The sequence below is a fragment of the Rhizobium sp. NXC24 genome (assembly GCF_002944315.1).
Taxonomy (GTDB): domain Bacteria; phylum Pseudomonadota; class Alphaproteobacteria; order Rhizobiales; family Rhizobiaceae; genus Rhizobium.
The window spans coordinates 266765-292426 of sequence record NZ_CP024314.1 but is presented as its reverse complement, the minus strand read 5'-3'; the positions used below and the strand labels follow the sequence as shown (position 1 = coordinate 292426).

21 protein-coding genes are annotated in these 25662 nt (G+C 58.6%); 7 read left to right on the top strand and 14 right to left on the bottom strand.

The genetic code is table 11. The features are described from left to right. The first annotated feature begins 172 nt into the window (after positions 1 to 172). Complete coding sequence (locus tag NXC24_RS25330; protein ID WP_104826180.1) at positions 173 to 1015, top strand: DUF3313 domain-containing protein; 843 nt, start codon at positions 173 to 175, stop codon at positions 1013 to 1015. Between the two features lie 70 nt (positions 1016 to 1085). After that, the gene (locus NXC24_RS25325; protein WP_104826179.1) at positions 1086 to 1442 is read left to right on the top strand and encodes a hypothetical protein; all 357 of its coding nucleotides are present in this window, start codon (positions 1086 to 1088) and stop codon (positions 1440 to 1442) included. 30 nt (positions 1443 to 1472) lie between these two features. Here NXC24_RS25325 and NXC24_RS25320 read toward each other — a convergent pair whose 3' ends face one another. Continuing rightward, positions 1473 to 2417, bottom strand: coding sequence for a LysR family transcriptional regulator (locus tag NXC24_RS25320; RefSeq protein ID WP_104826178.1), 945 nt, complete (start codon positions 2415 to 2417; stop codon positions 1473 to 1475). 131 nt (positions 2418 to 2548) lie between these two features. On the opposite strand from NXC24_RS25320, the gene NXC24_RS25315 reads away from it, so the two are divergent. The 3 genes from NXC24_RS25315 to NXC24_RS25305 all read left to right on the top strand — a co-directional run bounded on the left by NXC24_RS25315 (position 2549) and on the right by NXC24_RS25305 (position 4900). Next, the gene (locus NXC24_RS25315) at positions 2549 to 3385 is read left to right on the top strand and encodes a class III extradiol ring-cleavage dioxygenase (protein ID WP_104826177.1); all 837 of its coding nucleotides are present in this window, start codon (positions 2549 to 2551) and stop codon (positions 3383 to 3385) included. A gap of 75 nt (positions 3386 to 3460) precedes the next feature. Further along, on the top strand, positions 3461 to 3883 hold the full coding sequence (locus NXC24_RS25310; RefSeq protein ID WP_104826176.1) for a DoxX family protein: 423 nt from the start codon (positions 3461 to 3463) through the stop codon (positions 3881 to 3883). A gap of 114 nt (positions 3884 to 3997) precedes the next feature. Continuing rightward, complete coding sequence (locus NXC24_RS25305; protein ID WP_104826175.1) at positions 3998 to 4900, top strand: NADP-dependent oxidoreductase; 903 nt, start codon at positions 3998 to 4000, stop codon at positions 4898 to 4900. 139 nt (positions 4901 to 5039) lie between these two features. Here NXC24_RS25305 and NXC24_RS25300 read toward each other — a convergent pair whose 3' ends face one another. The 10 genes from NXC24_RS25300 to NXC24_RS25255 form a co-directional block, all read right to left on the bottom strand. After that, a complete protein-coding gene (locus NXC24_RS25300) occupies positions 5040 to 5969 on the bottom strand; it encodes a heme-binding protein (RefSeq protein WP_158704551.1) in 930 nt (309 codons plus the stop codon). Positions 5970 to 6032: 63 nt separating this feature from the next. Further along, positions 6033 to 7034 carry a sugar phosphate isomerase/epimerase family protein gene (locus NXC24_RS25295; protein WP_104826173.1) on the bottom strand — a complete coding sequence of 334 codons (1002 nt, stop codon included), beginning with the start codon at positions 7032 to 7034 and terminating at the stop codon, positions 6033 to 6035. Positions 7035 to 7036: 2 nt separating this feature from the next. Further along, entirely contained in the window at positions 7037 to 7975 is a 939-nt protein-coding gene (gene iolE, locus NXC24_RS25290) for a myo-inosose-2 dehydratase (RefSeq protein ID WP_104826172.1), read from the bottom strand. Next, entirely contained in the window at positions 7972 to 8517 is a 546-nt protein-coding gene (locus NXC24_RS25285; RefSeq protein WP_245464152.1) for a hypothetical protein, read from the bottom strand. The genes iolE and NXC24_RS25285 overlap by 4 nt, the downstream gene beginning before the upstream one ends. Then, complete coding sequence (locus NXC24_RS25280; RefSeq protein ID WP_104826171.1) at positions 8514 to 9620, bottom strand: ferritin-like protein; 1107 nt, start codon at positions 9618 to 9620, stop codon at positions 8514 to 8516. The genes NXC24_RS25285 and NXC24_RS25280 overlap by 4 nt, the downstream gene beginning before the upstream one ends. A gap of 43 nt (positions 9621 to 9663) precedes the next feature. After that, positions 9664 to 11520, bottom strand: a complete 1857-nt coding sequence (locus NXC24_RS25275) for a GMC family oxidoreductase (RefSeq protein ID WP_104826170.1) — start codon at positions 11518 to 11520, stop codon at positions 9664 to 9666. Positions 11521 to 11699: 179 nt separating this feature from the next. Continuing rightward, positions 11700 to 13457: a GMC family oxidoreductase gene (locus NXC24_RS25270; protein WP_104826169.1), complete on the bottom strand. Its 1758-nt coding sequence runs from the start codon at positions 13455 to 13457 to the stop codon at positions 11700 to 11702. A 1-nt stretch (position 13458) separates the two neighbouring features. Next, on the bottom strand, positions 13459 to 13902 hold the full coding sequence (locus tag NXC24_RS25265; RefSeq protein WP_104826168.1) for a hypothetical protein: 444 nt from the start codon (positions 13900 to 13902) through the stop codon (positions 13459 to 13461). Then, positions 13899 to 15350, bottom strand: a complete 1452-nt coding sequence (locus NXC24_RS25260; RefSeq protein WP_104826167.1) for a glycoside hydrolase family 15 protein — start codon at positions 15348 to 15350, stop codon at positions 13899 to 13901. Before NXC24_RS25260 ends, NXC24_RS25265 begins: the two co-directional genes overlap by 4 nt. Before the next feature lie 49 nt (positions 15351 to 15399). Further along, positions 15400 to 15837 (bottom strand): lipocalin-like domain-containing protein, encoded by a 438-nt coding sequence (locus NXC24_RS25255; RefSeq protein ID WP_104826166.1) that lies wholly within the window; start codon positions 15835 to 15837, stop codon positions 15400 to 15402. A gap of 878 nt (positions 15838 to 16715) precedes the next feature. Between NXC24_RS25255 and NXC24_RS25250 the strand changes: the two genes are divergently transcribed. Both NXC24_RS25250 and NXC24_RS25245 read left to right on the top strand, forming a co-directional pair. Next, positions 16716 to 17459: a LuxR family transcriptional regulator gene (locus NXC24_RS25250; RefSeq protein ID WP_104826165.1), complete on the top strand. Its 744-nt coding sequence runs from the start codon at positions 16716 to 16718 to the stop codon at positions 17457 to 17459. A 144-nt stretch (positions 17460 to 17603) separates the two neighbouring features. Then, positions 17604 to 18263: an acyl-homoserine-lactone synthase gene (locus NXC24_RS25245; RefSeq protein WP_104826164.1), complete on the top strand. Its 660-nt coding sequence runs from the start codon at positions 17604 to 17606 to the stop codon at positions 18261 to 18263. 729 nt (positions 18264 to 18992) lie between these two features. On the opposite strand, the gene NXC24_RS25235 is transcribed toward NXC24_RS25245, so the two are convergent. The 3 genes from NXC24_RS25235 to NXC24_RS25225 all read right to left on the bottom strand — a co-directional run bounded on the left by NXC24_RS25235 (position 18993) and on the right by NXC24_RS25225 (position 25400). Beyond that, positions 18993 to 21179 (bottom strand): methyl-accepting chemotaxis protein, encoded by a 2187-nt coding sequence (locus NXC24_RS25235; RefSeq protein ID WP_104826162.1) that lies wholly within the window; start codon positions 21177 to 21179, stop codon positions 18993 to 18995. 283 nt (positions 21180 to 21462) lie between these two features. Then, positions 21463 to 25164, bottom strand: a complete 3702-nt coding sequence (putA, locus tag NXC24_RS25230; RefSeq protein WP_104826161.1) for a trifunctional transcriptional regulator/proline dehydrogenase/L-glutamate gamma-semialdehyde dehydrogenase — start codon at positions 25162 to 25164, stop codon at positions 21463 to 21465. A 26-nt stretch (positions 25165 to 25190) separates the two neighbouring features. After that, the gene (locus tag NXC24_RS25225; protein ID WP_104826160.1) at positions 25191 to 25400 is read right to left on the bottom strand and encodes a hypothetical protein; all 210 of its coding nucleotides are present in this window, start codon (positions 25398 to 25400) and stop codon (positions 25191 to 25193) included. Between the last annotated feature and the right edge of the window lie 262 nt (positions 25401 to 25662).

Sequence of the window (25662 nt, the reverse complement as noted above, 5' to 3'; positions counted from 1 at the left end):
GACGCTATCCCATAGCGGGGCGATCTGCCGTGCTCAGGCGGCAATGGATCGGGCCCCATCCTGCCCCCGGAAAGACCGCTCTCAGTTTTACCCAACTTTACACCGCCTTTACGGCCATTAACGCCGGCATTGCTAAAGCTCGGCCACGATCCCCGTTCAGAAGATTTGCCACATGAGTTTTTGCCTTAGGCTTGCTGACGTCCGCCGACAAACCTTAGCCGTCGCTGCGCTTGCAATACTTCCCTCTTGTGCGAACGTGCCCCTGCACCAGGGTACTTCTCTCAGTTCTTATACGGATATGGCGGCATCGGGAGGTTCGCTGACCAAAGCAAAGCTGCGGGTGGACCCAGCGTCAGTTCTCAAGGCACGCACGGTACGTATCATGCCGACATCGGCACAGCTCGGCAACAGCGGAGCATTGGACCCGAAAGGGCTTGCGCTTGTCACCAACGCCATAGACCGCGCCCTTTGCGTCGGCCTCAGTGACCGCTTTCAGATCGTGGCTGCCAACCATCCGGCGGATCTCGTGGTTCATGCCAGGGTCACCGATATCGTTCCAACAAATAGGACGGCCGCGGCAACATCCGCCGTCGCATCGCTCGGCGCATCGGTCGCGCTCGCCGTCCCAATTCCAAGGATTCCAATCGGTCTCGGCGGACTGTCCGTCGAAGCGGAAGCGGTCGGTCAGGACGGGGCGCAGAAGGCGGCGATGCTTTGGTCGCGCGGGGCGAACATGCTGACGACAAGGGCGCGCATTTCCACAGTCGGGGATGCCTACTCCCTCTCCTCCGCATTCGGCGGCGACTTCAGCCGCATGCTGGTCAAGGGCCGCGATCCATTCAAGGGAACGCCGACCATGCCGTCGATGCAAAAGATAAAGGCATCGCTCGGTGGCGCTCCGAAATACGACGCCTGCAAGGCGTTCGGATCTTCCCCCGGCATCACGGGAGCGGTCGCCGGCCAGTTGGGCCTACCGCCGGGCTGGAGCGACAAAGGAGCGGCCGCTTCGCAGTAGACGTTGCCACTGCCCCTCAGCATGAGCCTACAAGGCTCCAAACGAATAGAACAAGGAAAGGATATCGACCATGAAGATGCATCTGAAGCTTGCGGCAATCGCCGTAATTTTTGCTTCAAACCCCGCATGCGCGACGGAAGGGCAGCCTTATCTTCCGGCCCAAAGGGCCGCTGCCATGCTTGCCGATGGAGCTCCCTGGATGGCCGACGCGCCCGATGGCAAGACGCTCAAAGTCACGCTCAACAAGGATGGCACCGGAAGCATACGCGGCCCCCTGCCGTTTGCGCTCTCCGTCACCTGGACGGTTAAGGGCGATGCGATGTGCCTCTCCGGCAAGATGGGGACGAAGTGTCTAAGATTCCGCGAGGTTTCGGGCGGGCTCCAATCCTGGGATGGCGACAAGCCGGATCTGAAGTTCAGCCGCTAGGGGTTGTCGGTCGCGTTTGCCGCCCGGAAGTCACCAATCAATGGAATGAACCTCCCCGGCCGACTGTTCTTCGGCTGCCGCTGAGCAGAGGTTCTTTCGCGCAGCGATAAAGTCGATGAAGGTGCGAACTTTGGCTGAAAGGTATTTTTTGCTGGGATAAACGGCATGAAGAGTGGCGTTGAATGTCACTGCCTTGGGAAGAACCAACTCCAGGCGCCCTTCGGCAATGTCATTCTGCGTCATCCATATCGGCAAAAAGACGAGGCCCATATCCTCGAGCGCGGCCAGATGCAGCATGATCTCGTTTTCGCTTTGCATGACGGGTCGGAAATTCACCGTTTCCGGTCCCTCTGTTCCCTTGATCGCCAAGCCGCCGTTCATGTTCATGCCGCTGTAGGCCAGCAGCGCGTGACCATTGAGATCAGCCACCTCGGTAGGACGCCCTGTTCGTGACAGATAGCCGGGAGATCCCACGAGATGAAAGGCAACCTGCATCAAGGGGCGTGCGACAAGGCTCGGATCGAGCCGCTCGGGTGCGGTCGCGCGCAAAGCGAGATCGAAGCCCTCATCCACCAGATTGACGATGCGGCCACTAAGATCCATGTCGAAGCGCACGTCGGGATAGCGCTGCTGATATTCGGCAAGCACGCGGGCGATGAGCGAATTTGCGGCCCATACCGGGGCACTGAACTTTAGTGTTCCGCGGGGCATGACCGTGACGTTGCTCACGGCGGCTTCCACCTCATCCAATCCGTCGAGCATCTGCCTGGTCTGGTTGAAATAGAGCATGCCGCTCTCGGTCATGCTGACGTGCCGGCTGGTTCGGTTCAGCAGCCGCGTTCCCAGCCGGCTTTCCAAGTGCATCACATGTTTGCTCGCCATGGCCGGCGAGAGGCCAAGGCGATCCGCAGCCACTGTGAAGCTCTTAAGTTCAGCCACGGCGCAAAAGACGCGCAAACTCGTCAAGGTGTCCATTGATCATCAACCCTGAGGAAATAGCTCTTCAATGTAAGCCACATTGATCAACATTGGCGAAAAGTTCAAGGTCTGCCCATCAAGCCAAGATGCCATGCGGCATCCGCACAGTTCGACAAGGGCAGATCCATATGAATGAGCTTAGTCTTCCGACCTATTTCGTCAGCCATGGCGGTGGTCCCTGGCCTTATATCACCGATGGATTCCGCCGGAACTTCGACAAGCTCGAGCAGTCGTTGGTCGAGATGCGCGCGGAGCTCGGCAATGCAGTCCGGGCAATCTTGGTGGTCTCCGGCCATTGGGAAGAGCAGCGCTTTGCCATATCTTCAGGCGCCCAGCCGGGGATGGTCTACGACTATCACGGCTTCCCCGAATATCTTTATCACATCAAATATGGTGCGCCGGGCCAGCCTGAGCTTGCCAAGCGCGTGCAGGCTCTGCTGCAGGGACGCGGCATTGAGGCTGCGCTCGATCCGACCCGTGGTTTCGACCATGGTACTTTCAGTATCCTGAAGCCGCTCTATCCCGAGGAAAACGTGCCTGTCGTTCAGCTCTCACTGGACGTCAGCTACGATCCGGCATTGCATCTTGAAGCCGGGCGCGCGCTGGCGCCGCTGCGCGATGAAGGCGTGCTGATCATCGGAAGCGGCCTCAGCTATCACAATCTGAGGGCCATGCGGGGCAATGAAGGCCACGAGCCATCCCGCCAGTTTGATGCGTGGCTCCAGCAGACGCTGGTCCACTCTTCTCCCTATGAGCGAGCGAAGCTGTTGCTCGAATGGGAGCAGGCACCATCTGCCCGCGCTGCGCATCCACGCGAGGATCATCTCATCCCGCTGATGGTGGCAGTCGGGGCCGCAAGAGATGAACCCGGCGCCGTCACCTATCATCAGAATGACTTCGCAGGCGGGCTCACAGCTTCCAGCTTCCGCTTCGGCAATGTGCCCATCGCCGCGTCAGGCCAATGATGAAGCGCTGAAAAGAAAATCGAAATCAACACCACCGCCGCTTGACGATCTCAACGGCCATTCAGGAGAAATATCATGTTGAACACCACGAAATGGACGCCTCATGTCCTCGCGATTTTGCGGATCGTGACCGCACTGCTGTTCCTCGAACACGCGACAATGAAGTTCTTCCAGTTCCCGGCGGCAATTCCGGGCGTGCCCTATCCGTTGCCGGCCATCATGCTCATCGCCGGCGCAATCGAGATCGTCACTGGATTGCTGATTACCGCCGGTCTCTTCACGCGCGTCGCCGCCTTCATCGCCTCGGGCGAAATGGCAGCCGCCTACTGGATGGCGCATGCGCCGCAGGGCTTCTGGCCGGCACTCAACATGGGCGAGCCAGCCATCATGTTCTGCTTCATCTTCCTCTTCATCGCCTTTGCCGGCGCCGGTAGCTGGGCATTGGACAACATCCGGCGCTCGTCTTCGAACCAGGTCTCAGCCACGAAAAGCGCATAAGCCAGCGTACTTCCGTCGGGCGGCAGGGGCGTATCGCGCTCATGCGATCTGATCAAACGTTCGGCGGAAGACCGGAATTTTGTGAAAGCAACACCAGACATCTGGAGACAAGCAATGAAGGCTGCTCTTCTGAAATCCTATGGCGGTATCGAGCAATTTGAGATCGGTGATATTCCGACACCGAAGCCGGGAGCCGGTGAAGTCCTGATCAAAATCGAAGCTTCGGCCGTTAACCCCTTCGACCTCATCCTGCGCCAGGGCTTTATGGCTCAGTACATACCGCTTCCGCTGCCGGCGGTGCTGGGCGGCGACGCCGCTGGCACGATATCGGAAATCGGTGAAGGCGTTACGGGCTTTGCGATCGGCGACAGGGTCGTTGCCGACTTCTCAGCGAATGGCAAAGGCGCCCATGCCGAATTCGGACTCGTGCCCGCAACCTCCGTTGCCAAGCTGCCCGCCGCACTGACGTTCGAACAGGGAGCGGCCTTGGTTAAGGCTGGCCTTACCGGGCGGCAGACGGTGGATGCCTTGGGTGTCAAGGCAGGCGACCGTGTATTGATCTCGGGTGCTCTCGGCTCTGTTGGACGCGCCGCGATCCAATACATCCAGCAGATAGGTGCCAAACCTGTCGCCGGCGTTCGGCCAGAGCGGTTGAATGAGGCGCAGGAGCTAGCGGAAGAAGCCTTGGACATCACCGTGCCAGCGGAGAGCCCCACCTTCAACTACGCGATTAGCGCCGCGGCGCCTGTGGCTCAAAACCTCATCGGACATGTGAAAGACGGCGGTCAAGTCGCCAGCATCGTTCCGGTGCCCGAAGGCGCCAACACCGACAACCGCGTGATCATCCACGAACTCTACCATCGAACCGATGCTGCCACGCTCGACGCGGTGCTGGACGCAGCCGCGCGGGGATTGCTCGTCATACCCATATCGCACAGCTTCCAGCTCGAAGAGATCGGGGCGGCCCAAAACGCGGTCGCCGCGGGAGCTCAAGGGAAGGTCATTTTGAAACATTAATGGGAAAAATCCTCCCACGATGAGGTTTCGTCCCAGCCTTTCCGGCCGGCATTGCTGGGAGAGAACGATAATATCACGGGGGACCGGTTCTGGTCGCAGAACCGGTCCCAACCGCATAGCGGCACTTCGCCAAACCAGCCTAAAATGCTTTGATCAATGTTCCGACCGTTACGTGCGGAAAGCTCTTGCCTTTGAAATTCAGCAAGCCGGTTTGCGAATATTGCAGTTGCAGAAACTCGTTGCCCAGAGCGTCCACGACAGTTTCGATGGCAAAGACGGAGTCGAGATCGAGCGTATTGGCATTGGTGGTGATGAACGGGATATTTGCGATGCCGCCGGCCGTGGAGGTTATCAACCGTGTGATCTGCTTGAGCGTCTGCCCCTGCTCGAAGACCTGATGGTTCAAGGTATCCCGCAGCACCTGGTTGGGGTCATCGATCATCGCCTGAACAATGCCTGCCGGGACAGGATTGGTTCGGAATTGGCTCGGAATGGCGAGATCATATTCCGGATACGGATTCTTGCTGCCGGGTTCCGGCGGCTTGCCGTCTATGGGGAAGGGTATCGTATTGGCCGGCGGAATGTCCGGTACCTTGTTGAACTCCGCATGCTGTACGAAACCAACCGTGCAGAAGGCATTGCCGTGGGGAATCGTACCCAGCCTCGCAATGCTCGCGTCGGCCTTTGGCGCAGTCGTCGCCGGGATAGTCAGCCACATGCCGGGTTCGATATGAAGCGCGCCGCCATTGGTGCCGTCCGTGACGCGATGCAGATAGGTGACGCCATAAATGGCGATATCGCCTTGCTCGCTGCCACGATTGAAGACGGGGGAGCCGATCGAAGTGAATTCGATCGTTTCATGCAACAGATTGAGTTGAAGGTAGAAGCCGTGTTCGCTGCGCCCGGAATAATCGGGACGAGCAATAAGGCTGAAACCCGTCCCTTCCCAGAAACCGGGGAGATCCGCCAGGGCGCCGAGTCGATCGGCGGTGACCCGCTGTGACGGCGCCACGCGCCGCAATGTGGTCAGGCCCCGCATGTGAAGAGGTGAAGGCTGTATTTCGTTCATCGTCGTCACCAGTCCTTTTTGTGATATTGGTCGGTGTCAGCGGATCGATTAAAGCGCCGAAAGTTACTCAAGCTTGGCGAATTCCTCCCGGAGGGTTTCCAAACCGTCGCGGGCGAGGTCGTAGGCACTGGATTGGTCCGCCACCGGCTGATCCTCGCCGGGAATCCAGAACTTGCGACGGGTTAGACGCAGGCCGCCGAGAAAAGCCGGCACCGCGTTGAAGACTTCGATCAGGAATGGGCCGTCATAGACCGGCAGGATCGGCGCAAGGAAGCTTTCCCAGGGGATCCAGCAGTCCTTCAACGCGCCTCGATCAGGCGCAGAAATATGGATGTAGTTCAGACGACGCTGCGCCACGGTGTTGCGCAAGTCGTTCTGGAAAGCCGCAGGTCCGCTGCTTCCAAGCACCACATGGGCGCTGTCGATGGTCAAGCCCGCCTGGGAACTGCCGACCCCTTCCAGAAAATCGAGCACATCCGAGACCATGTTCGGCGCCGGTGTTTCCCAATGGTCCACCGGCTCGATCGCGAGCTTGACGGCTCTCTTTTCCGCATAATTGGCGAGTTCCTCGATAATCGGCCGCGCGAGCCTGTAGCGAGGTTCAAGCCAATCCTGCAGCGCGTCGCTCCATAGCGGCGTGCCGGAATCGAGCGTCGGAAAGACGCCATAAGGGAAGACGATCGGTCCCGCCATGACGGTCTTGCCACCCAGGATCGACGTGATGTCGACGCGGGACTTCAAGTAGGCCAAGGCGCCTTCCCGCTGCTCCCGGAAAGGCGACGTTGGATCGAAGGTACGGGTTGTCCCGACATTGGTCGTGAAGCGTATCGTTTCCAAGCCGGCGGCGTCCAAGGCTTGCTTGAAGCGGGCGTAGCTGTCGATCTCGGCCTGATGGTCGCTCGTCTGCTGGGCGGCGATCGGCAAATCGAAGCCGTCGTAACCCATGGCGAGAAGGGCCTTGATGTGATCGATCAGGATTTGGGTATAGGCCCGATCATTCGGCCGCAGGTCCGCCGTAAACATGAACAGGCTCAGCAAAATCTCTCTTTTTGCGCCCCTATCCATCGCTACCACCCAAGCGTCTCGTGCAGATAGGCACGCGCCATCTTGGCATAACGGAGCGGATTGGCCTTTGCCGGATCCTGCTCTGCCTCGATCACCAGCCAACCGGCAAAATTGGCCTCAGCAAGCGTCGCAAGAATTTGCGGGAAGGTCTTTATCGAGCCGTCGCCGGGAACGGTGAATATGCCGGCCTCAATGGCCGCCTCGAAGGAAAGCCCTTCTGCATGAACGCGGCTTACGACATCGGCGCGGATATCCTTCAGGTGGATATGCTTGATGCGGGAGGCGTATTTCTTGGTGACAGCCAGGGGATCGACGCCGGCGGCGGCAAGATGGGCGGTATCCAGCAACAGATGGACGATATCCGGATCGGTCCTTTCCATCAGCCGATCGACGGCCGAAGCGATCATCACACCGGTGCCGAGATGCGGATGATAGCAAAGGCGCCGACCTTCCTCCCTGGCAATCCTGCCAATCTGATGCAGTCCATCCACCAATCGATCCCACTGTTCGTCGGTCAACGTCGGGCAATTCGGAAACAGCGCGAATGGCAGCGGATTGACGGCATGGCCGAACTCGGCCACGACAAGATCTGCTCTCCTCGGATCCGTGCTGCCGCGCTCCATCTCCTCCAAAAAGGCGAGTTGCTCGCGAACCTTTGCGATTGTCTGCTCTTTCATGGCTTTAATCGTGAAATAGGTGCTGACCCATGGTTCAGAGACGCGCAGACCACGCAGGTCGAGTGCCGCCTTCAGAACCTTGGGGTTCGTCGGATATTTGTGGCCGATGCTGCAGCCGACATAGCCGGCAAGCGCCATTTCGCTGATGCATTGCTCGAAGGGAATGCCGATATCGATATTGATGAAATCATCATTCCACCAAAGCGTCGGCGTGATTCCAAGCCAGACTTTATCGGGGGAGAGTCGAGGTGTTTGCGTGCTCATTTTGCCAATCCTTCGTTGCGGTTGACTTGAACTTCCTTGACTTGCGCATTCGCATGCTCGCCCGCGAATGCCGGAATCCGTGGCGGGGACGCCCATGACCCGTAACCCGGGGCCTTCGCCCCCGCGGGATGGGCTCCGATCGCCTTCCACATCAGGCCTTCGGCATAGGCCGCCGGCGATACGACAAAGGTCACGTCCTTTGACCTGACACCGAACGCCTCGAACCAGGCCGTCGGCAGTTCGTACCAAGTGCCGACGTACCAGAGCTTGATGATGTTTCGCGCGACCGGGCCAAGTTTCTCGCTTCCAAAAATCTCCCGGCGCAGACGTGCCTTCCGCTTGGACGAAGGCTGGCCTTCCGTCTCCAGACAGATCTTTTCGTAGGTGAAAAGCAGTTCGTTCAAGATCTCGTCGCCAACTGCGGCGGTGACGGTCGCAAGGTAGGCTTCTACCTGGCCTGTGGCCCACAATTCGAAGGTGGCAAAGGCGCTCACCTCCGTCGAGAAGGCAAGAAAGTGGTGGGAATGATCTTTGGTACTCATGCCTGCGCCTCCTCGATCGCCACGCCGCGCACCAGTTCTTTGTCGCCAATCTCAAACGTCGCCATCGCATATTGGCCGGGGTGGTTGGGCAGGGGATTGCGGATCAGGTCTCCCATCAGATTCCTGAATTCGAACATTCTGGGCACTGCCTGCAGCAGCAACTGCGGCTGGCCGTTGAAAGCCAGCGTCAATTGCCCGAGGAATTCCGCATAGGTTTGATTGAACGAGAGCGCCGCCTCGTAGAGTTCGGGGTTCTTATTGCCGTCGATGTCGGAGAGTTTCAGATCGGGTTTGACCGGATAAACCGCCTGCCAATCGACGCTGAAGGTCGGGCCGGTCGGATGGCCGGGCCTGTCCTCGGGCTGGTAGTAGCGCTCTCTGTCCAGCTCGTCGAAGCGGTAGTAATGCGCGAGTTCTCTCTCATGGTCATAGATGCCGCCGCCGGCACCTTCGCCCTGTTCCATCACCAGGCGGATCGCCGATCTTGCGCTTTCGATATCAATGACGGGAAAGAGCTCGCCGCCGCCGGAATAGTAATATTCCGATGTGACCTGGCGCTTCCGATCCCCGATGAAAATCGTCTTACCGGCGGCATTCGCTTCCTTCTCAAGACGATCGAATCCGTCTTCGATGGCCGCGTAGAAATCCCCAATGCTGTAATATTGCATGTCGCTGGCGCCCGGATAGCTTGCAAGCACCGACACGCTTCCACGGTACAGGCGTTTCACGAGCTTCTGTGATCCCGGGGCGAGACGCGGACGCTCGATCTTCTTGAAGATCGCAAGCGTCTCCTTGCTGAACGACGCCAGACTTACTTTGAAATCGGTTTCACCGTCCGGAAGATGCGCGGGGTAGGAAGGCACGAATCCTGGCCTGGTCAAATCAGGGGTCCCGCCGATGGCGTTCAGAAGGTTTGCCGCAACCGTCAAGTGCAGCATTTCCTCGACCGCGACCACCCGAATGACTTGGACAGCATCCACGTTGGTACCGGGCTTGATCGAATAAAGCGCCGTCAGATAGGGTGGAATGGTTGCATGTTCCAGTTGCATTGCTGCGTACAGATGCTCCTTGAGAGCATGAAGCGTTGTAATAGTGTCAGACATGCTGGCTTCTCCGATTGTTGTGCGCGCGGAAGCGGTCCGAGGCTTATCGTTGCAACTGTTTCAGCATTGCTCGAGCGCTGCGGTAGCACAGTGCGGCGAGGGTCAAGGTGACATTGGCGGTACCGATGGTGGGCATGCTCCCACCCCCGACTAGGTAGAGGTTGTCGTGCTCCCATGAGCGCTGGTCGATGTTTACCGCCGACCTCTGCTTGTCCGATCCCATGATGTGGGTGCCGGCCAGGTGGTTGCCGCCACGGATGGCATAGCCTTCGCCCTCGTAGTTCATGTAGCCGTAATCGCTGGGGTCGTAGCGGGTGTGGTCGGCTGCACCGAGCCGGGCAAACATGGTCTTTGCGAACTCCCGCGCATAGGCGGCACCACGCATCGTGTATTCAGGAACCGTGAACGAGACGACCGGCCGCATATTGCCGAGCAGATCGGTATATTTCGGATCGACCGTGACGCGATTGCTCTCGACCGGCATCACTTCGATCATGAAGGCGAGCAGCAATTGGCTCGAAATGCGGTCTATCAGGCCCTGCCTTAGATCGCCGCCGAAGCGGTTATGCTGGTCGACAAGCTCCGTGACGTCGGAATAGGGCGAGCCGACAGCCCATCCCCAGCCATCATTGTGAATATCGACGCTGAAGGCCGCCTGATGCCGCCTGAAAGCCCCGCCGCGCAAATCCACGATGCCGCCGGTGCAGCTCGTGCCACGCATGGTGCCGCAGATCTCCGGCATCAGCGCCCAGCTCAGCAAATAGGCGTGATCCATCAGGTTGCGGCCGATCAGACCGCTCGAGCTCTGCAGGCCCGATGCCAGCATCAGCCGCGGCGTTTCGATGGCCCCTGCGGCCAGCACGAAGATCTTGCCCTTGACGGTGATCGTTTCATATTCGGGCGAGGCCTCGTTCTTGTAGACCTTGACCTCGAGTGCAGTCACCCGGCCCGAGTCACTGTCGATCAGAACGCGCGAGGCGACAGCCTGTGCTAGGAGATCGACGCGGCCGGTCTGGAATGCTTTCGCCAGCGTTTTCCCGGAATGATAGCGCGCCTGCACGGGACAGATCGGAACACAGTTCGTGTTGCCCTGACAGCGTCCCCCCTCCTCGACCTCGTGCGTATTGACCGCGCCGACCGGCACATATCCCTTGCCTCCGTCATAGGCTGGATTGGGGATGCCGTTGCGTCCCTGGGGATAGGGCCGCACCTTGACGGGATAGGTTTCGCCGCGGAGCTCGACCGTGGTTCCGTCGATGCCCTCTGCCACCTTCTGGTCCAGGTAGGAAAGTGGCAGACCCCGCATGGGATAGACGTAACCGGAGGGAAAGGTGATATCGAGATAGCTCTGGTCCTCGACATCGGCCGACACGCCGATCTCGCGCTCGGCAGTCTGATAGTCCGCCTCGATGTCGTGATAGTCCAGCGGCCAATCGAGCCCCTGACCGTACAGTGCGTTCGACTTGAAGTCCTCCTGCAACAGTCGCGGCGTTTTGGCTTCCCAGTGCATGGTCGTGCCGCCAAAAATCCGCGTATAGGTCGTGTCGGTCACGTAGGGGCCGGATTGCACCATATAGGTCGAGGCGTCGGTTTCGCCCGGCTGGAGCTTGCGCAGCTCCCCGCTACGCGGCATCGGAACATTGGGATTGACCGGATAGGGCGACTGGTTGTCCTTGCTTGCTGCACTATAAAAGTTGGTTACTAAGGCATCATATCCGGCTAAGGTCCGGTTCGTTCCGGACGCAGCTTCCAGGACAAGGACACGCTTGCCCTCCTTGCTGAGCTCATTGGCGATGATGGCGCCCGAGATGCCGGTGCCGACGACCACCGCATCATAATTTCCGTCCGCAGCGACGGCTCCGGCGTCGGTTCTTCGTGCAGAGTCAATGGCAAACAGCATGGCGCACCTCCATCCTATACGGTGAAAAACGGGTGCTGCTCTCTCGCCCTTCTTTCCGGTTGGCGCGCAGCCGACATGATAGATGCATTCCGCTTGCTCCCTTTTGCGTGGCGCGATCAAAGGACCGCTCCGGATGGATGAATTCGTCGGCCGGCTTTTGCCGGCACGCGCAATTGCGATCAGTGTGCGAAGGTCGCGATCAACCGATCCGCTGTCCGCAATGCCAAAGCCGATAGGGTCAGAGTGGGATTGGACGTGCCAAGCGTTGGAAAGCTGCCTGAACCGACGATAAAAAGGTTCCGATGCTCCCAGGCCCGCTGGTCCAAATCGAGGACGGAGCCGCTGGGGTCCGCGCCCATGGCATGCGTTCCGGCAAAATGCCCCATTCCGTGATAGCTAAAAGTGCGCCCCTTATAATCGACCGTAGGGAACCAGCTTCCCTTATCCGGATCGGTACAATCCTTTATCCCGGCTCGACGAAACACGGCTTCGGCGACACCCGAAGCGGCCGCCATTCCGGCCAGCGTATAGTCATCGATCCTGTAATCGATCACGGGGCGCGGATTGCCGAGGGGGTCGCGATAGCGCGGATCGATGCTGACGCTATTGGCAGCATCGGGAAGCTGTTCGACCGCAAGGGAGAAGCGGATCTGGCGCGGCAGTGTCGCTTCCAGTTCCCCACGCAGCGCCGAGCCGTAGAGCCCGCCGTTCATCACCGCCTGCAAAACCGCCGTGTCGGGAGCTCCGGCGCTCGCCCGCCAGCCGTCATTGCCGATGTCAAAGCGGAATGCCGCGTGTTTTGAGCGAAACGCACCGCCCCTCAAATCCTCAATGCCGGCCGTCGACTGCGGGCCCCTATAGGCACCGATCGAAGAGGGCGCGAGCCCCCAGGCATAGAGCGTCGGATGATCCATGAGGGTCTTGCCGACTTGACCGCGCGGACCGTCGATACCTGAAGCCAGCATGAGCTTGGCATTTTCCACGGCATGGGCCGCCAAAACGTAGACCCGGGCCTTTGCGACGAAGGTCTTTGCCTCCGTCGAGGTCTGATCCTCGTAGCGCTGATACTCGATCCCCTTCACTTCGCCGCTTGCCGGATCGATACGGATCTTCGAGGCCACTGCCTGTGTCATGACGGTCAGCCGGTTCGAAGCCGCCTGAGCGAGGGTTTTGCTGGCATTATATTTCGCCTGCACCGGACAGATCGGCGTGCAGGATGTATTGCCCTCGCAGCGCTCCCCGAGATAGCCGATGCCGACCGGCCGGTAGGAGTTGCGCGGCAGCGAATTGCGAGCCGCCGGATAGCTTCGAACCCTGAGCCGGAACGACTCGTCCTGAAGCTGAACCTCCATACCGTCAACCGCCGTCCCGAGCACCCGATCCGAAAAACTGGGCGGGACGCGCTGCATCGGATAGTCGTAGCCGTCGGAGAAGCGAAGCCCGAGATAGTGCTGTTCGGAGACGTCGGCGGAAACGCCGATTTCGTGTTCGGCCTGCTCGTAATAGGGTGCGATGGTGTCGTAATCGATAGGCCAGTCCCGCCCGACCCCATGCAGCGATCGCATGCGGAAATCTTCCGGCAACATGCGCAGCGACACGCCAAGCCAGTGGAGGGTCGATCCGCCCCATAGCCGCGTGTAGCTGCTGCCATAGAGATTGGGGCCACGTTGGACGAAGTAGCCGTTGTTCGAACGCAAATCGGCTGTGTCCGGTTGCGGGGCGGCGGCCGCTGGCGGCCACGGCGATTCCGGGCCTTTGCTGTTTGCCGCGTAAAAGTGCTCCAGATGCTGCGTGTACTCGCTGTAGTTGCGCGTTGTGCCAGGTCCTGCCTCAAGCAGCAGAACCCGCATATCGGCCTTGGTCAGACGCTTGGCGATCAGGGCGCCGGCAACACCGGCGCCAACGATCACCACGTCAAAGGACATCTCGGTCGTCATGTCATCCCCCCGCGGGCGCCAAGGCCCATGCGCCGAAACCTTGCTGCTTGGCTCCCGGCGGATGGGCACCCGCCGCAAGCCATTGCAGGCCGGCCTGATAGGCCGCACCGGAGACCAGATGGGTTTTATCGAGCGGCGATGCTCCAAAGGCGGTACGCCATCCCGCAGGCAATTGTTGCCAGGTGCCGCAGTACCAAAGCATGATCACGTTGCGCGCGATCGGCCCAAGTTGCGGATCCCTAAGAATTGCCGCTGATCGCTCACCATCCCGGTTCGCCGGCAGTTCTCGAAGGCTTTCAAGCAGATCGTTCACGATATCGACCGGAACGATCTGATCCAGCAGGCCGAGATAGGTTTCCGCCAGGCCGGTAGCGTGAAGCTGCATCGCGTTGAAACCGGTCAGCACGCTCGAGAGAGCAATGAAGCTTGCAAAGCGCTCGCTCATTTCTTGCCTCCGGACGTCCGCGCGGACTTGCTGGCGGCCTTACCTGACAGTTTGCTTCCGCCGGTTTTGGCGCGCACCGCAGACAGAAATGATGCGTAGCTCCATGTCAGATTGTGCACGCTCTTTTCATAGCCGGACGTGCCGTCGAACTGCTCGCTCAACTCATAACGATCGCTGTGATAGACAACCGCGCGCAGCATAGCGTCACCCGCGTTTCGCAGCGCGGCCGACGCATCGGCAACGGAGGTCGTGCTCGTCACCCCAACCTGTGCGAAGAAATCCTCGGACAGACTGTCCAAAGGAACCGTCCCCGCATGATCGATGTCGTTGGCGAGACGATAGTAAAGTTCCGCGAAGTTGCATGTGCACAGCGCCCAGGGATGCCCGCCGGCGACGGGATGGGCGACATCGCCGTCATAGGTGTCGCCGGGATAGCGGCCGAGGAGAGGACCAATCCCATGTGCCTGATCCGCGCCATTGATCGGGTAGAATGAATTGGAATTGGGGTCCGCCCACTGGCTGCGCAGGCGGGCTGCAGTCGCAAGCAACCTCGTGTCGGTTGCCGGCACCGCTCCGTAGACGCAGGCTGAAATGATGTCGATGTTTGGATCGTAGCCGAGATCGCCGGGAACAACGGAAACGCCGGGACCGGCGCCCGGCGCCAGCATCGTCACATAGTACGAGCCGTTCCAATGATCCTGAAGGGCGTTTTCAAGCCAGGCAATTGCCGTTGGAATATTGGCAGCAACGCCAATCCCATAGCTATTGGCGGCAATCTCCCGGAAACAACGTAGCTGAACCGAGCGCGCAAAGAAGGACAGACCTTCGTGCTCCTCCCACAGATTGGTGGTTGGCTGCTGGTAGGCGCTGAGGAGATAAGAGATATTTGTTTCGATGACCTGTCTGGCGATGGCTTGCGTCGCTGCGTCCAACTGTGGATAGGCCTGCAGGAGGGCGAGGCTCTGAATGGCGGGGCCATCATTCTGTTCGGTCCAGGGACGCGGCTGCCCGGCCACGGTAAAACATGCGTGCCCCAGCGTCGGATGGGCATTGGTCTGACAGAGCCTGGCGAAGCTGACGTAATCAACTAGGCTCGGCACGCCACCGCCTGGGGTTCCAGGCAAGTCGGCAACCGCGATCTCGATAGCGGTGATCGCAGCGTCGCGCACCCAATTATAGACATAGTCTTGATCAACGCCGGGTGTGTTGGAAGGAAAGGAAGGCGCGGCGATAATGCATCCCGGCACCGAATATTGCCCGGGATTGGCGGGATCCTCGATGACATAGCCGTCGCTCGTGACATTGCGCAGCATCAGCAGAATGAAATATTTGGCGAGAGCTGCCAGATCGGTTTGTTGGTAGGCCGCTTTCGGGTGCTGCCTTCCCAAAGCAAGCGGCACTCCCGCCCGAGCACGGGCCGTATGATGGATGGTGCTGGTGATGTTCATCTGTTCCTCCCTCGAATGCATGAATGAGGCGCAGCCGCGCCCAAGTGAGTCAGGCGTCGGCTGGTCCCTTGACGCGGATCCAGGACATCTCGTTTACGGTGGTTATTCCGCCGCTCTCAGAAGGGGGCGTGCGCAAGATCAGTTCGTCGCCCTTGAGCTCGTAGGGCCGAACCTGTTCGGTTTCCGCCCAATTGGGAAAGGAGCTGCCTTCGATCCTGTGAGTGACCTTGCCGTCGCCAACCCTGTAGCTGCCGAAATAAGCGAGGCACGTTGAGTATGCGGCCGCCCGCTCCTCGGCACTTCCCCCGAGAGGATCGCTGGTTTCGAAAGCCGGACGGTTTGCGGCCGTCATTTGCACCATCATCGTGCCGCTCGACGTGTAGACAAGCAAACCCGATGCTTCCTCACCAAGCGGATAGGAAACATCCCCCTTGCTGGTCGTCCTGCGCCATCCTGATAGTTTCCAAGATCCTTTAAGGCTGTTCATGGGCCCCTCTCTGCTTGCCGGAAACGTAATCGCTGCGCCCCGCACGGTCGTCTACGACCGTGACGCAAGGCTTTGAATTTGGTTCGACTTTCGGAATTCAAGCATTGGTGCTGCCGCACGAGATCGCGACTATCTCGGCGCAGCGTCACATCATTAGGCCTGAAGACTGATCGATGAGGCAGGACAAGTGCCCCTCCATCAGTCACACGTCACAATTTCCCGAAACAGGCCGCACATGCTGCGTGCCCGTTGCCGGTCTCTCCTGGCCGCGGCCAAGCCGTAGCTTCACCGCTTCATCGACCCAGTGATGTCGAGGGTCGATTCTGAAGGCTGACGATTTTATTGGTGCCGACGGAAGTCGGCGCTTCCGTCGGTATCGGAGGTTTAAGCGGCGGGTTCGATCCCGCCTGCACAGCTCTTTGGAATTTCTTTCCCAGATGCCGAAAGATCGGCCAGGCAATGCCATTCTGCACGGCATTGCCTCCAACGAAAGACCATCGTTGGCCTCCGGTAAGCCCGCACCCGTTTGCCTGTTATTTCCTTCCCTTAATGTCGGATTTAACAGCTACCTTACGCAACGGTAAATAAGCAATTTTGCCTACCTTTAAGTGCATTTTCGATTGGACAAGGGGACCTGTGGCGAAGCTGCCAGCGCTGACCAGGAGCATGAAAGCGAAGCGAAGTCGTGCAATTCATGGCATGTGGTATGTCCATCAGATCATGCGGACCGCCCTGCTCTCGCCAATGACCTTCCCTTCCGTATTCAAGTTTATTATAAAAATATCATATACCGCCAGCATTCGGCGGATGCGGTCATGAAAATAATACTTCCTTGAGCTAATATGCCCTACATTGTCTGAAATCCTGGGGAGGGGCGAGTGAACAGCGAAGCAGTGGCAACCGCAAATCTAATGTTCGACTTTTTGTCGGAAACAACAGCCGCAAAAAGCAAGGAAGACATACTCGGATCCCTGGACAGATCCGCACGCCACTTCGGTTTCAACTGTTTTGCAATTTCCGGCATACCCTTGCCCACAGAACGCATCGATTCCTACTTCATGTTGAATGCCTGGCCGACGGAATGGTTTGAACACTATTTGTCGAACAACTACGTTCATGCCGATCCCATTATCCAGCTCTGTAAGATGCAGGACGGCGCTTTCGTTTGGTCGGAGGCTCTGCGAGATCAAGAGCTTGGCCGTCACGGGCGACGCGTCATGAACGAAGCCAGAGAATTCAAAATGAAAGACGGCTACAGCGTGCCGTTGCACACAGCGAGCGGCTTCCAGGCGGTTGTTACATTTGGTGCCGAAAAGGTGGACCTCTCCAACGCCGCCAGAGGGGCGTTGCATATCCTGTCGATCTACGCCCATAACGCGCTGCGCGGTCTTATGGCAAAAGAGGCGAGATCGCGAGATCGAAGCCTGTTGCGGATCACGGCGCGGGAACGTGAGATCATTCAATGGTGCGCGGCAGGCAAGACGGCCATCGAGATCGCCGAAATTCTGGGACGTTCGCACCGCACCATTCAGAATGAGATTCTCAACGTTCAGCGCAAACTGAATGTCGTGAATGCGGCCCAGATGATAGCGGAAAGTTTTCGTTTCGGAATACTTCGCTAAAGTGTCTTAGAAGTCGGCTAACGACTGAAAGCTGGGTATTTTTACTCATTTAAATCACAGGGACTATCATGCATTCTTGCCGTAAAACCAGGGGCAAGGATGATAAAAGTCTACGTCGGTTGCTCGGCAACAAACGAGCAAACAATGGAGAAAATTTGGCGCTTTCGGCACGAGCAATTTGTGGAAAGGCTCGGTTGGGAGGCCATCCGCAGAAGCGACGGATTGGAAATTGACCAGTTCGATCGCGACCGCGCTGTGCATCTCGCCCTCTTTCACGAAGATGCCGTTGTCGGATATACGCGATTGCTCCCTACGACAGAACCGCATTTGCTGTCGGACGTATATCCTCAGATAATGAACGGCGGAACATGGCCACGCTCGCCCGACATTTTCGAGTGGACCCGATGTGTCGCGGAAGGTGACGTACTGATCAATCAGGTGCCGGCCTCCCACATCTTGATGACCGGCGTCATGGAGTTTTGCCTCGTCGCTGGCATTACTTCGGTGATTGTCGAAACGCATCCAAAGTTGGTGGATCTGTTGATTTCGACAGGCTGGCAGGTAACCAAACTCGGATTGCCGTCACTGCTGGAGGGCGGCTTGATTGTGCCGATCCAAGCAAAGCCTTCGATGGCCGGTTTGATGAAGCATCATCAACTCTACTCCATCCAGGGAACAACCCTCTTGCTGGAACCAGAGCTTCGCAATCCGCTGAAGCCCGAGACTACTTTGAGCCACCTTCCCTACTTGGCTCACGCAAGAGTTCGTTCAAACCACAATGAAAGCGCCTATTTGGCTAAGTGAAAGCAATGGCCAGAGTTGCAAGCGCGAGCCGGCTTGAAGCAGGCGACATTATGCGATCGGGAGGTGCTGCAAGCGCCGTCTGCTGGGATGCGGCCGAGGGATTTCAAACGAAATGCGCCAGGTCGCTCCGTTCCGGAAACGAGCTGAAATGAGGGGGTTATGTCACTGCTGCGAGCATTGGTCGAGCAGATTAGATCCGTCCAAGAACGCGATCGCCGTCGGGACGGCGACGACGTTTACAATGAGCCATGGGTGCAACGCATGATCGATCAGTTCGATCGAGAATTGAGGGCTGCAGAATGCCGGACAAACCGGAAAGACGCTTCAGGACCAGTTGGTGTGAGATGACAAGCGATAAACAGAACGAAAATGCAGTTTTTGCGGAATCCGAAATCTATATTAAGGAGCTGGTGCACGACCAGGCCAATAATTTGAGAGCGATCATCACTCAGGTATTTGAAAACCAGACGTCCACCGAGGACGTCACATTGATACGATATCTGCTTCAAATGCTCAGCGTAGCAACTGAAACTGAGGTCGAAAGAAAGGTCCACTAGCTTGCAAGAAAAAGCGCCCTGCAACGCGGCGGCGCCGATCGGCCCAGGATCTCGGGCATGAAGCCTGCCGATCGACAAATCGGCAGGCGATATGACGCTACCATTGACCTTCGCACGCCTTCTGCCTGGGCAGTTCTCGTATCTGCTGCCCAAATGATAGCTGGACGATCAGTCAGCTCGCCAAGGCGAAGTTCGTTTCCCTTGTGTGCTCAACGGAACCGCGCGTTTTGCTCAGTTTGAACCGAGCGACGAAATTGGCCAAAGAATTTGTTTCGTCAGCAAGGCTTCTTGCGGCAGCCGTCGTCTCTTCAACCATTGCGGCGTTTTGCTGCGTAACCTTGTCCATCAAGTCCGCAGCCGCCGAAACCTCTCGCAAACTTACCGCTTGCTCCGCAGCGCTGGCTGCAATTGCGTTTACGGTCTCGGTCAGATCGCTGACCTTGGTGACGATGTGCGACAGAGATGTTCCCGTCTCCTCGACGAGATCGACACCTGCTCCGACCTGTGACGACGACAGCGAAATCAGCGCGGCAATTTCCTTGGCAGCCTGGGCCGATCTTTGCGCAAGTTCCCGAACTTCCTGGGCGACAACCGCGAAGCCTTTGCCGGCCTCCCCGGCCCGCGCCGCTTCGACGCCGGCATTCAGAGCAAGCAGATTTGTCTGGAAGGCAATCTCGTCGATCACCCGCAGGATATTGCCGACCTTGTTGGAGGACGTTTGAATCTCCATCATCGCCGAGATTGCGCGGGAAACGACGTCACTACCCGTCTTGGCATCGCCTCGCGCGTCCGAAACAACACCTTGCGCTTTGCGGGAACCGTCGGCGGTCTCGTTCACACCGCGGGTGACCTCACCAAGCGCCGCGACCGTTTCTTCAAGAGAGGCTGCCTGCTGCTCGGTGCGTCGCGCGAGGTCGTTGGATGCATTGGAAATCTCATTGAGCCCACCCCTGATCGTGTAGACTGACTGGACGACATTGAGGATCGTTTCCTCGAGAGATGCGATGGCGGTGTTGAAATTTTGCCGGATCATCTCGAATTCCGGAGCGACCGGTTCGTTCATGCGCACCGTGAGATCGCCGGAAGCAAGGCGTTCAAATCGCGTTTGCACGGTCTCAACAAATTGACGAAGGTCCTCGGCCTTGGCAACTTCGTGATCTCGCTGCGTCTTTCGATCCAATTCGATCTGGCCTTGCAGGATTTCCTGGTCGGCCTTCATCTTGTCGCCGTTGGCGAGTTCCTGGCGAAACATCTCCAGCGCCGAGATGAGGCTTCCGAGCTCATCGCTCCTCTTGCCGACCTCGATCGCATCACGATAGTTCCCATTCGCCATGCGATGGACATGGGCCAGCACATTCGTCAGTGGCTTACCGATCAGGCTTCGGCTCGCGATCAGGATGACGCCGAGCGTCACGACCAGAATGGCGAAGCCGCCAAGGATGGCGCTGTACATCTGCTGGCGAACGGGTGTCGCGAAGGCCGAAGCGGGAACGTCAAGAATCGCGGCCCAGGTCGTATTCATTCCGGGCGCACTAAACGGATAGACAAGGCGAACTACGCCGTCGGGCATCCCGGGGACGACGCGCATTTTGCCATCCGCCAGCGCTTGTTTGACCAGATCGGAGCCGACGTCGCCATAGTCCTTCATAAGATTATCCTGGCTCGGATGCGCAAGCCATTTTCCATCATTGGCTACAAGCATGACGCGCCCGTCTCCAAACGGATGCATCGTGTTGAGCGCCGCTGTCAGATCATCGAGTTTTATGTCGACACCCGCCAATCCGACGGTATGCCCGTCCAACGTCATCGGGACGGAAACCGATGTGACCAGCTTCTTCATGTTGGTAAGATAGGGAGAGGTGATGACCGGCTTTCCGGTTTCCAGCGGAACGCGATAATATTCCTGCTTGGGATCGATTTTCCAAGTCGAGAACTCCATCTGACCGCTGTCGCCCTTGGTCCAATAAGGCGTGAAAATACCTTCCTTGTTCAATCCCTCATCGCCGGAGGTCGGCTTGGGGGACTTTCCGTCGATAAGTTCACACATCCAGGCGCCGAATACATTGGAGTATTGCGGCGGCACTGTCTTCAGCATGGCAACAATATCCGCCCGCTTTCTTGATCCGCCATCGACAAAACCTACCAGCGATGACGCTAGCGCCTTACCTGCCGAAGTCGCCTCGGTGATTTGAACAGCAACACTCTGGCTGACAGAAGCTGCCTGCTCCGTTGCCCGGAGCATGACTTCCTGTTCGGTCCTGACCTTGGCGGAAATTGTGTTGATTGCTGTATACCCAAGCAAAATCGTCGCAACGGCAATACCGGTTGCAATTACGAGCTTCCCCGAAAGCGTCTTCATTGGTATCCGCGTGCTCCATTTCTGCATCTTTCGAATTTTTTTCAAAAGAAAATAAATTTCTCGTGAAGAATCGCAGAGTGGCTTTTCAAAAAGTGCGGAGCTATGCGTATAGGCTCTCATTCTGATAGCGGATCGCGCGAACGCACCAATCGAGAAGGATTTCGCCAAACACAGACCGGTCGACGGTCCATGCGACCGCGTTCGCGATGGGCGAAATCTGAGCATCAAAGAGATGATCGTGAGGGCGCAAGCAACGCGCCCTCACTATATGATCTACAACGGGCTATCCGATCGTCATCAGACTTGCATTCCCGCCCGCTGCCGCGGTGTTGATCGAGGTCGACACCTCTTCCAACAGCCAGTTGAGGCAATATGCGTCGGGGTCGCTCTCTACTTCATCCGTGGTCGCCGCCTGCACCAGGAGGAGCGGGCCGGGAAGAGCCGCAATCTTCTGATTGATGGACTGGACCCTAGCCCGATCCCCTTCCACCAGCGCACCCGAAAACGGCCCGTCCTTCTCCCAGTTCGAGGTCCAGGAAATGCGGCTGGAAACGGATGATGGCAAATCCGGCAAAACGGATTCCAAACCGGATCCCGCATCTATGGCGATCTGGTTTCCTGTCGACAGAGCAGCGGCAATCTGACGGAAGAGACCGGTCTTTGTCTCCGGCACCAGGAGGATTCGGCCGCGAGGATGAAGCGCATAGAGATTGCGTTCGCCAACGGGGCCGACCAACTCGCGTTCCAATCCCAGCGCCGATCGGCTTGCATAGCCACGGGCCGCTTCGCCTTCCGCTGACAATCCCCGACGATCCAGCCAGATGATGTAGTCCCGCAATGCCGGGTCGGTATGAACCGAATCCTGCTGCGGCGGAACAGGCGCTTTCTGAACCAGGCGGCCGATATAGAGAGGGCCACCAGCCTTCGGACCGGTACCGGAGAGGCCACGTCCACCGAATGGTTGAACGCCAACGACCGCTCCGATGATATTCCGGTTCACATAAAGGTTGCCGGCCTTGATGCGGCTCGTCACATGCGCGATCGTTTCATCGAGCCGGGTATGAAGGCCGAAGGTGAGACCGTAGCCGGAAGCGTTGATGTCGTCGATCAGGCGATCGAGCCCGTTTCTGCGGTAGCGAATGACGTGCAGAACCGGCCCGAACACTTCTCTGGTGAGGTCGGAAAGGGATCGGATCTCGACGATCGTCGGCGGCACAAACGTCCCGGCCGCGGCGCCCTCGTGGAGCGGCAACTGATGCACCTTGCAGCCAAGACCACGCATATGCTCGATATGCTGATCGATCTCCGCCTTGGCACTGTCATTGATGACCGGGCCAACGTCGATGTTCAACCGATCGGTGCGGCCGATCGTCAGCTCCTTAAAGGCGCCCTTGAGCATATTGAGCGTTCGATCCGCAATATCGTCTTGAAGGCACAGGACGCGCAATGCGGAGCAGCGCTGGCCGGCGCTATCGAAGGCAGAGGCGATCACATCTGCGACGACCTGCTCGGCAAGTGCTGAGGAGTCGACGATCATGCCGTTCTGGCCGCCCGTTTCGGCAATCAGCGGAATGGGCTTGCCTGTGGCCGATAGGCGCTCGACCAACTGCGCCTGAATGAGGCGGGCGACTTCCGTCGACCCCGTGAACATGACGCCTGCCGTTTCGGGAGCGCCGACAAGAGCGGCACCAAGGCGACCGCTGCCGGGTACGAATTGCAGCGCCCCCCGTGGCACTCCCGCCTCGTGCAGGATTTTGACGCTTTCCGATGCGATGATCGGCGTCACGCCAGCGGGTTTCGCAAGCACTGGATTGCCCGCCACGAGGGCTGCCGCCACCTGTCCGGTGAAGATCGCAAGCGGGAAGTTCCACGGGCTGATGCAGACGATCGGTCCAAGCGGCGCATGCGCAGGACCAAGCGTCTTGCGGGCCTGGTCGGCATAGTAGCGCAGGAAATCAATGGCTTCCCGGACCTCGCCAACGGCATTGGCCGCCGACTTTCCGGCTTCGCGCATGACTATCCCCATCAACGTCTCGATACGGGACTGCATGATGTCGGCGGCCCGCTCCAGGCATGCCGCGCGCTCTGCCGGGGGAATAGCAGCCCATTGTGGGGCGTGTTCGGCAGCCATGCGAGCAATCCGGGCTGCTTCTTCGACCTTAAGCTCAGTGACCGTCCCGACGACGTCGCGGTGATCGGCTGGATTGAGAACCTGCCGTGTCACCCCATCAGTCGAACCGTCTGCGAGGATGGGAAGCGCCTGCCATGGCGTCTGAACCGTCGCGGCCAGCGATTGCGACAACTCGAAGAGGGTCTTCTCACTCGACAGGTCAAGGCCGGAGGAATTGGCACGAGCTCTGCCATATAGGTCGCCAGGAAGAGCGATCAGTTCATGGGGTGCGCCGACCACGGGCATTGCCGCGACGACTTCGGCGGGATCGGCGACCAGTGCGTCGATCGAAACATTCGGATCGGAGATACGGTTTACGAAGGAGGAATTGGCGCCGTTTTCCAGGAGACGTCGGACCAGATAGGCGAGCAGCGTTTCATGCGTGCCGACGGGCGCATAAATCCGGCAGGGGCGATCGAGCTTCTGCTTGCCGACGACCTCGTCATAAAGCGGCTCGCCCATGCCATGCAAGCACTGAAACTCATACTTGCCGACTTCGAAATCCGGACCCGCCAGATGATAGATCGTAGCAAGCGTCTGCGCATTGTGGGTGGCAAACTGCGGGAACACCGCATCCGGCGCCGCAAGCAGCTTGCGTGCGCAGGCGACATAGGCGACGTCGGTATAGATCTTGCGGGTATAGACCGGAAAATCCTCAAGGCCATCAAGCTGGGCGCGCTTGATTTCGGCGTCCCAATAGGCACCCTTGACGAGGCGCACCATTATCCGACGCTCAGAGCGACGAGCCAGATCGATAATATAATCGAGCACGAACGGGCAGCGTTTGCCATATGCCTGCACCACGAAGCCAAGGCCGTTCCAACCCTTGAGAGCGGCATCGAAGCAAAGCTCCTCGAGAAGATCAAGCGAAAGCTCCAGCCGGTCGGCTTCTTCGGCGTCGATATTGAGGCCGATGTCATATCCCTTTGCGAGTGCCGCCAACGACTTCACTTTCGGCAACAGCTCGCTCATCACCCGACGGGACTGCGAGCGGCTGTAACGTGGATGCAATGCCGAGAGCTTGATGGAGATGCCGGGCCCATTATAGATGCCCCGCCCTGCCGCGGCTTTCCCGATCGCGTGGATCGCTTTTTCATAATCGCGGAAATAGCGCTCGGCATCAGCCGCCGTCGTCGCCGCCTCGCCAAGCATATCGTAGGAATAGCGGAAGCCGCGGCCCTCCAGCGGTTGGGCGCGCTTCAGCGCCTCCTCGATTGTTTCGCCGGTGACGAACTGCTCGCCCATCATGCGCATTGCCATGTCGACGCCACGGCGGATCACCGGCTCGCCGGCGCGCGCGATCAGCCGCGTCAGCGCTGCCGAAAGGCTGCGGTCGTTGACGGTGGAGGTCAGCTTGCCGGTAACCACGAGCCCCCAGGTGGCGGCGTTGACGAACAGCGATTTGCCGCCGCCAATGTGAGACGACCAGTCGCCCTCGGCAATCTTGTCTCGAATGAGTGCGTCACGGGTATCGGTGTCGGGAATGCGCAAGAGCGCTTCGGCAAGGCACATCAGAGCCACGCCTTCCTGGCTCGACAGCGAATACTCGTGAACAAGCCCTTCAACACCGGTGCCCTTATGCTTGGCGCGCAGCGCTTCGATCAGGGTGCGGGCAGTGCTGCGAATGTCATAGCGCTTCGCTTCGGAGACACGGGCCGCAGCGACAAGCGGTGGCAGGCATTCGGTTTCCGGCCGGCGATAGGCAGCGGTAATTGCTTGCCGAAGTTCGGATTGCGGCCGAATGGGCGGCGCGAAGTCGGCAAAGGGTGACACGCCGTCGTGGGAAGAGGTGGAATTGGGCACCGCGTCTAGCATGGGAATACCTGTGAACAATGTGTCGATTAGCGAATGAATGAAACGCCGGCTTCGCCGTCGTCGGGATGGTCCAGCCAGGCCGGACCTGAATACTCGGTGTCTCGAAGCGGCACCGCATCCGGCTTGCTCGCCTTAACAGCGAGCGCAGCCGCCACCGCTCTGATCGCCACCGGCCGATAGTGAGCCAGCAGATCCGGCTCCTGACTGACTTCGCGCTTCTTATTGTAGTTATACATCCGTGATCCCCTTTTGACGCGAGCGAAATAGGCAAAATCAGATGCCGATCGCCTCATAGGCCTCTGCAATCTGATTGAGATGCAAAGCGCATCGTTTGATCCGCCGAACGGTATGTCGATGAGCGCGTTTTTGAAGGAATCCCTCGACCTTCTTGGCTGCGGAATTCATCTGGACTTCTTCCTCCACCGGCTTCGCTTCATCATAACCGAGGAGCTAAAGTCATTCAGACTTGATTAAGGCCGAATGATTGACGTATTAACT

Excerpts from the sequence above, each read along its gene's own strand:
- NXC24_RS25320 (WP_104826178.1), bottom strand. The coding sequence starts at position 2,417 with ATGGACACCTTGACGAGTTTGCGCGTCTTTTGCGCCGTGGCTGAACTT.
- NXC24_RS25235 (WP_104826162.1), bottom strand. The coding sequence starts at position 21,179 with ATGAAGACGCTTTCGGGGAAGCTCGTAATTGCAACCGGTATTGCCGTT.
- NXC24_RS25245 (WP_104826164.1), top strand. The coding sequence starts at position 17,604 with ATGGAGAAAATTTGGCGCTTTCGGCACGAGCAATTTGTGGAAAGGCTC.
- NXC24_RS25280 (WP_104826171.1), bottom strand. The coding sequence starts at position 9,620 with ATGTCTGACACTATTACAACGCTTCATGCTCTCAAGGAGCATCTGTAC.
- NXC24_RS25300 (WP_158704551.1), bottom strand. The coding sequence starts at position 5,969 with ATGAACGAAATACAGCCTTCACCTCTTCACATGCGGGGCCTGACCACA.
- NXC24_RS25265 (WP_104826168.1), bottom strand. The coding sequence starts at position 13,902 with ATGAGCGAGCGCTTTGCAAGCTTCATTGCTCTCTCGAGCGTGCTGACC.
- NXC24_RS25325 (WP_104826179.1), top strand. The coding sequence starts at position 1,086 with ATGAAGATGCATCTGAAGCTTGCGGCAATCGCCGTAATTTTTGCTTCA.
- NXC24_RS25255 (WP_104826166.1), bottom strand. The coding sequence starts at position 15,837 with ATGAACAGCCTTAAAGGATCTTGGAAACTATCAGGATGGCGCAGGACG.
- iolE (WP_104826172.1), bottom strand. The coding sequence starts at position 7,975 with ATGAGCACGCAAACACCTCGACTCTCCCCCGATAAAGTCTGGCTTGGA.
- NXC24_RS25285 (WP_245464152.1), bottom strand. The coding sequence starts at position 8,517 with ATGAGTACCAAAGATCATTCCCACCACTTTCTTGCCTTCTCGACGGAG.
- NXC24_RS25295 (WP_104826173.1), bottom strand. The coding sequence starts at position 7,034 with ATGGATAGGGGCGCAAAAAGAGAGATTTTGCTGAGCCTGTTCATGTTT.
- NXC24_RS25305 (WP_104826175.1), top strand. The coding sequence starts at position 3,998 with ATGAAGGCTGCTCTTCTGAAATCCTATGGCGGTATCGAGCAATTTGAG.
- NXC24_RS25330 (WP_104826180.1), top strand. The coding sequence starts at position 173 with ATGAGTTTTTGCCTTAGGCTTGCTGACGTCCGCCGACAAACCTTAGCC.
- NXC24_RS25275 (WP_104826170.1), bottom strand. The coding sequence starts at position 11,520 with ATGCTGTTTGCCATTGACTCTGCACGAAGAACCGACGCCGGAGCCGTC.
- NXC24_RS25260 (WP_104826167.1), bottom strand. The coding sequence starts at position 15,350 with ATGAACATCACCAGCACCATCCATCATACGGCCCGTGCTCGGGCGGGA.
- NXC24_RS25270 (WP_104826169.1), bottom strand. The coding sequence starts at position 13,457 with ATGACGACCGAGATGTCCTTTGACGTGGTGATCGTTGGCGCCGGTGTT.
- putA (WP_104826161.1), bottom strand. The coding sequence starts at position 25,164 with ATGCTAGACGCGGTGCCCAATTCCACCTCTTCCCACGACGGCGTGTCA.
- NXC24_RS25310 (WP_104826176.1), top strand. The coding sequence starts at position 3,461 with ATGTTGAACACCACGAAATGGACGCCTCATGTCCTCGCGATTTTGCGG.
- NXC24_RS25315 (WP_104826177.1), top strand. The coding sequence starts at position 2,549 with ATGAATGAGCTTAGTCTTCCGACCTATTTCGTCAGCCATGGCGGTGGT.
- NXC24_RS25225 (WP_104826160.1), bottom strand. The coding sequence starts at position 25,400 with ATGTATAACTACAATAAGAAGCGCGAAGTCAGTCAGGAGCCGGATCTG.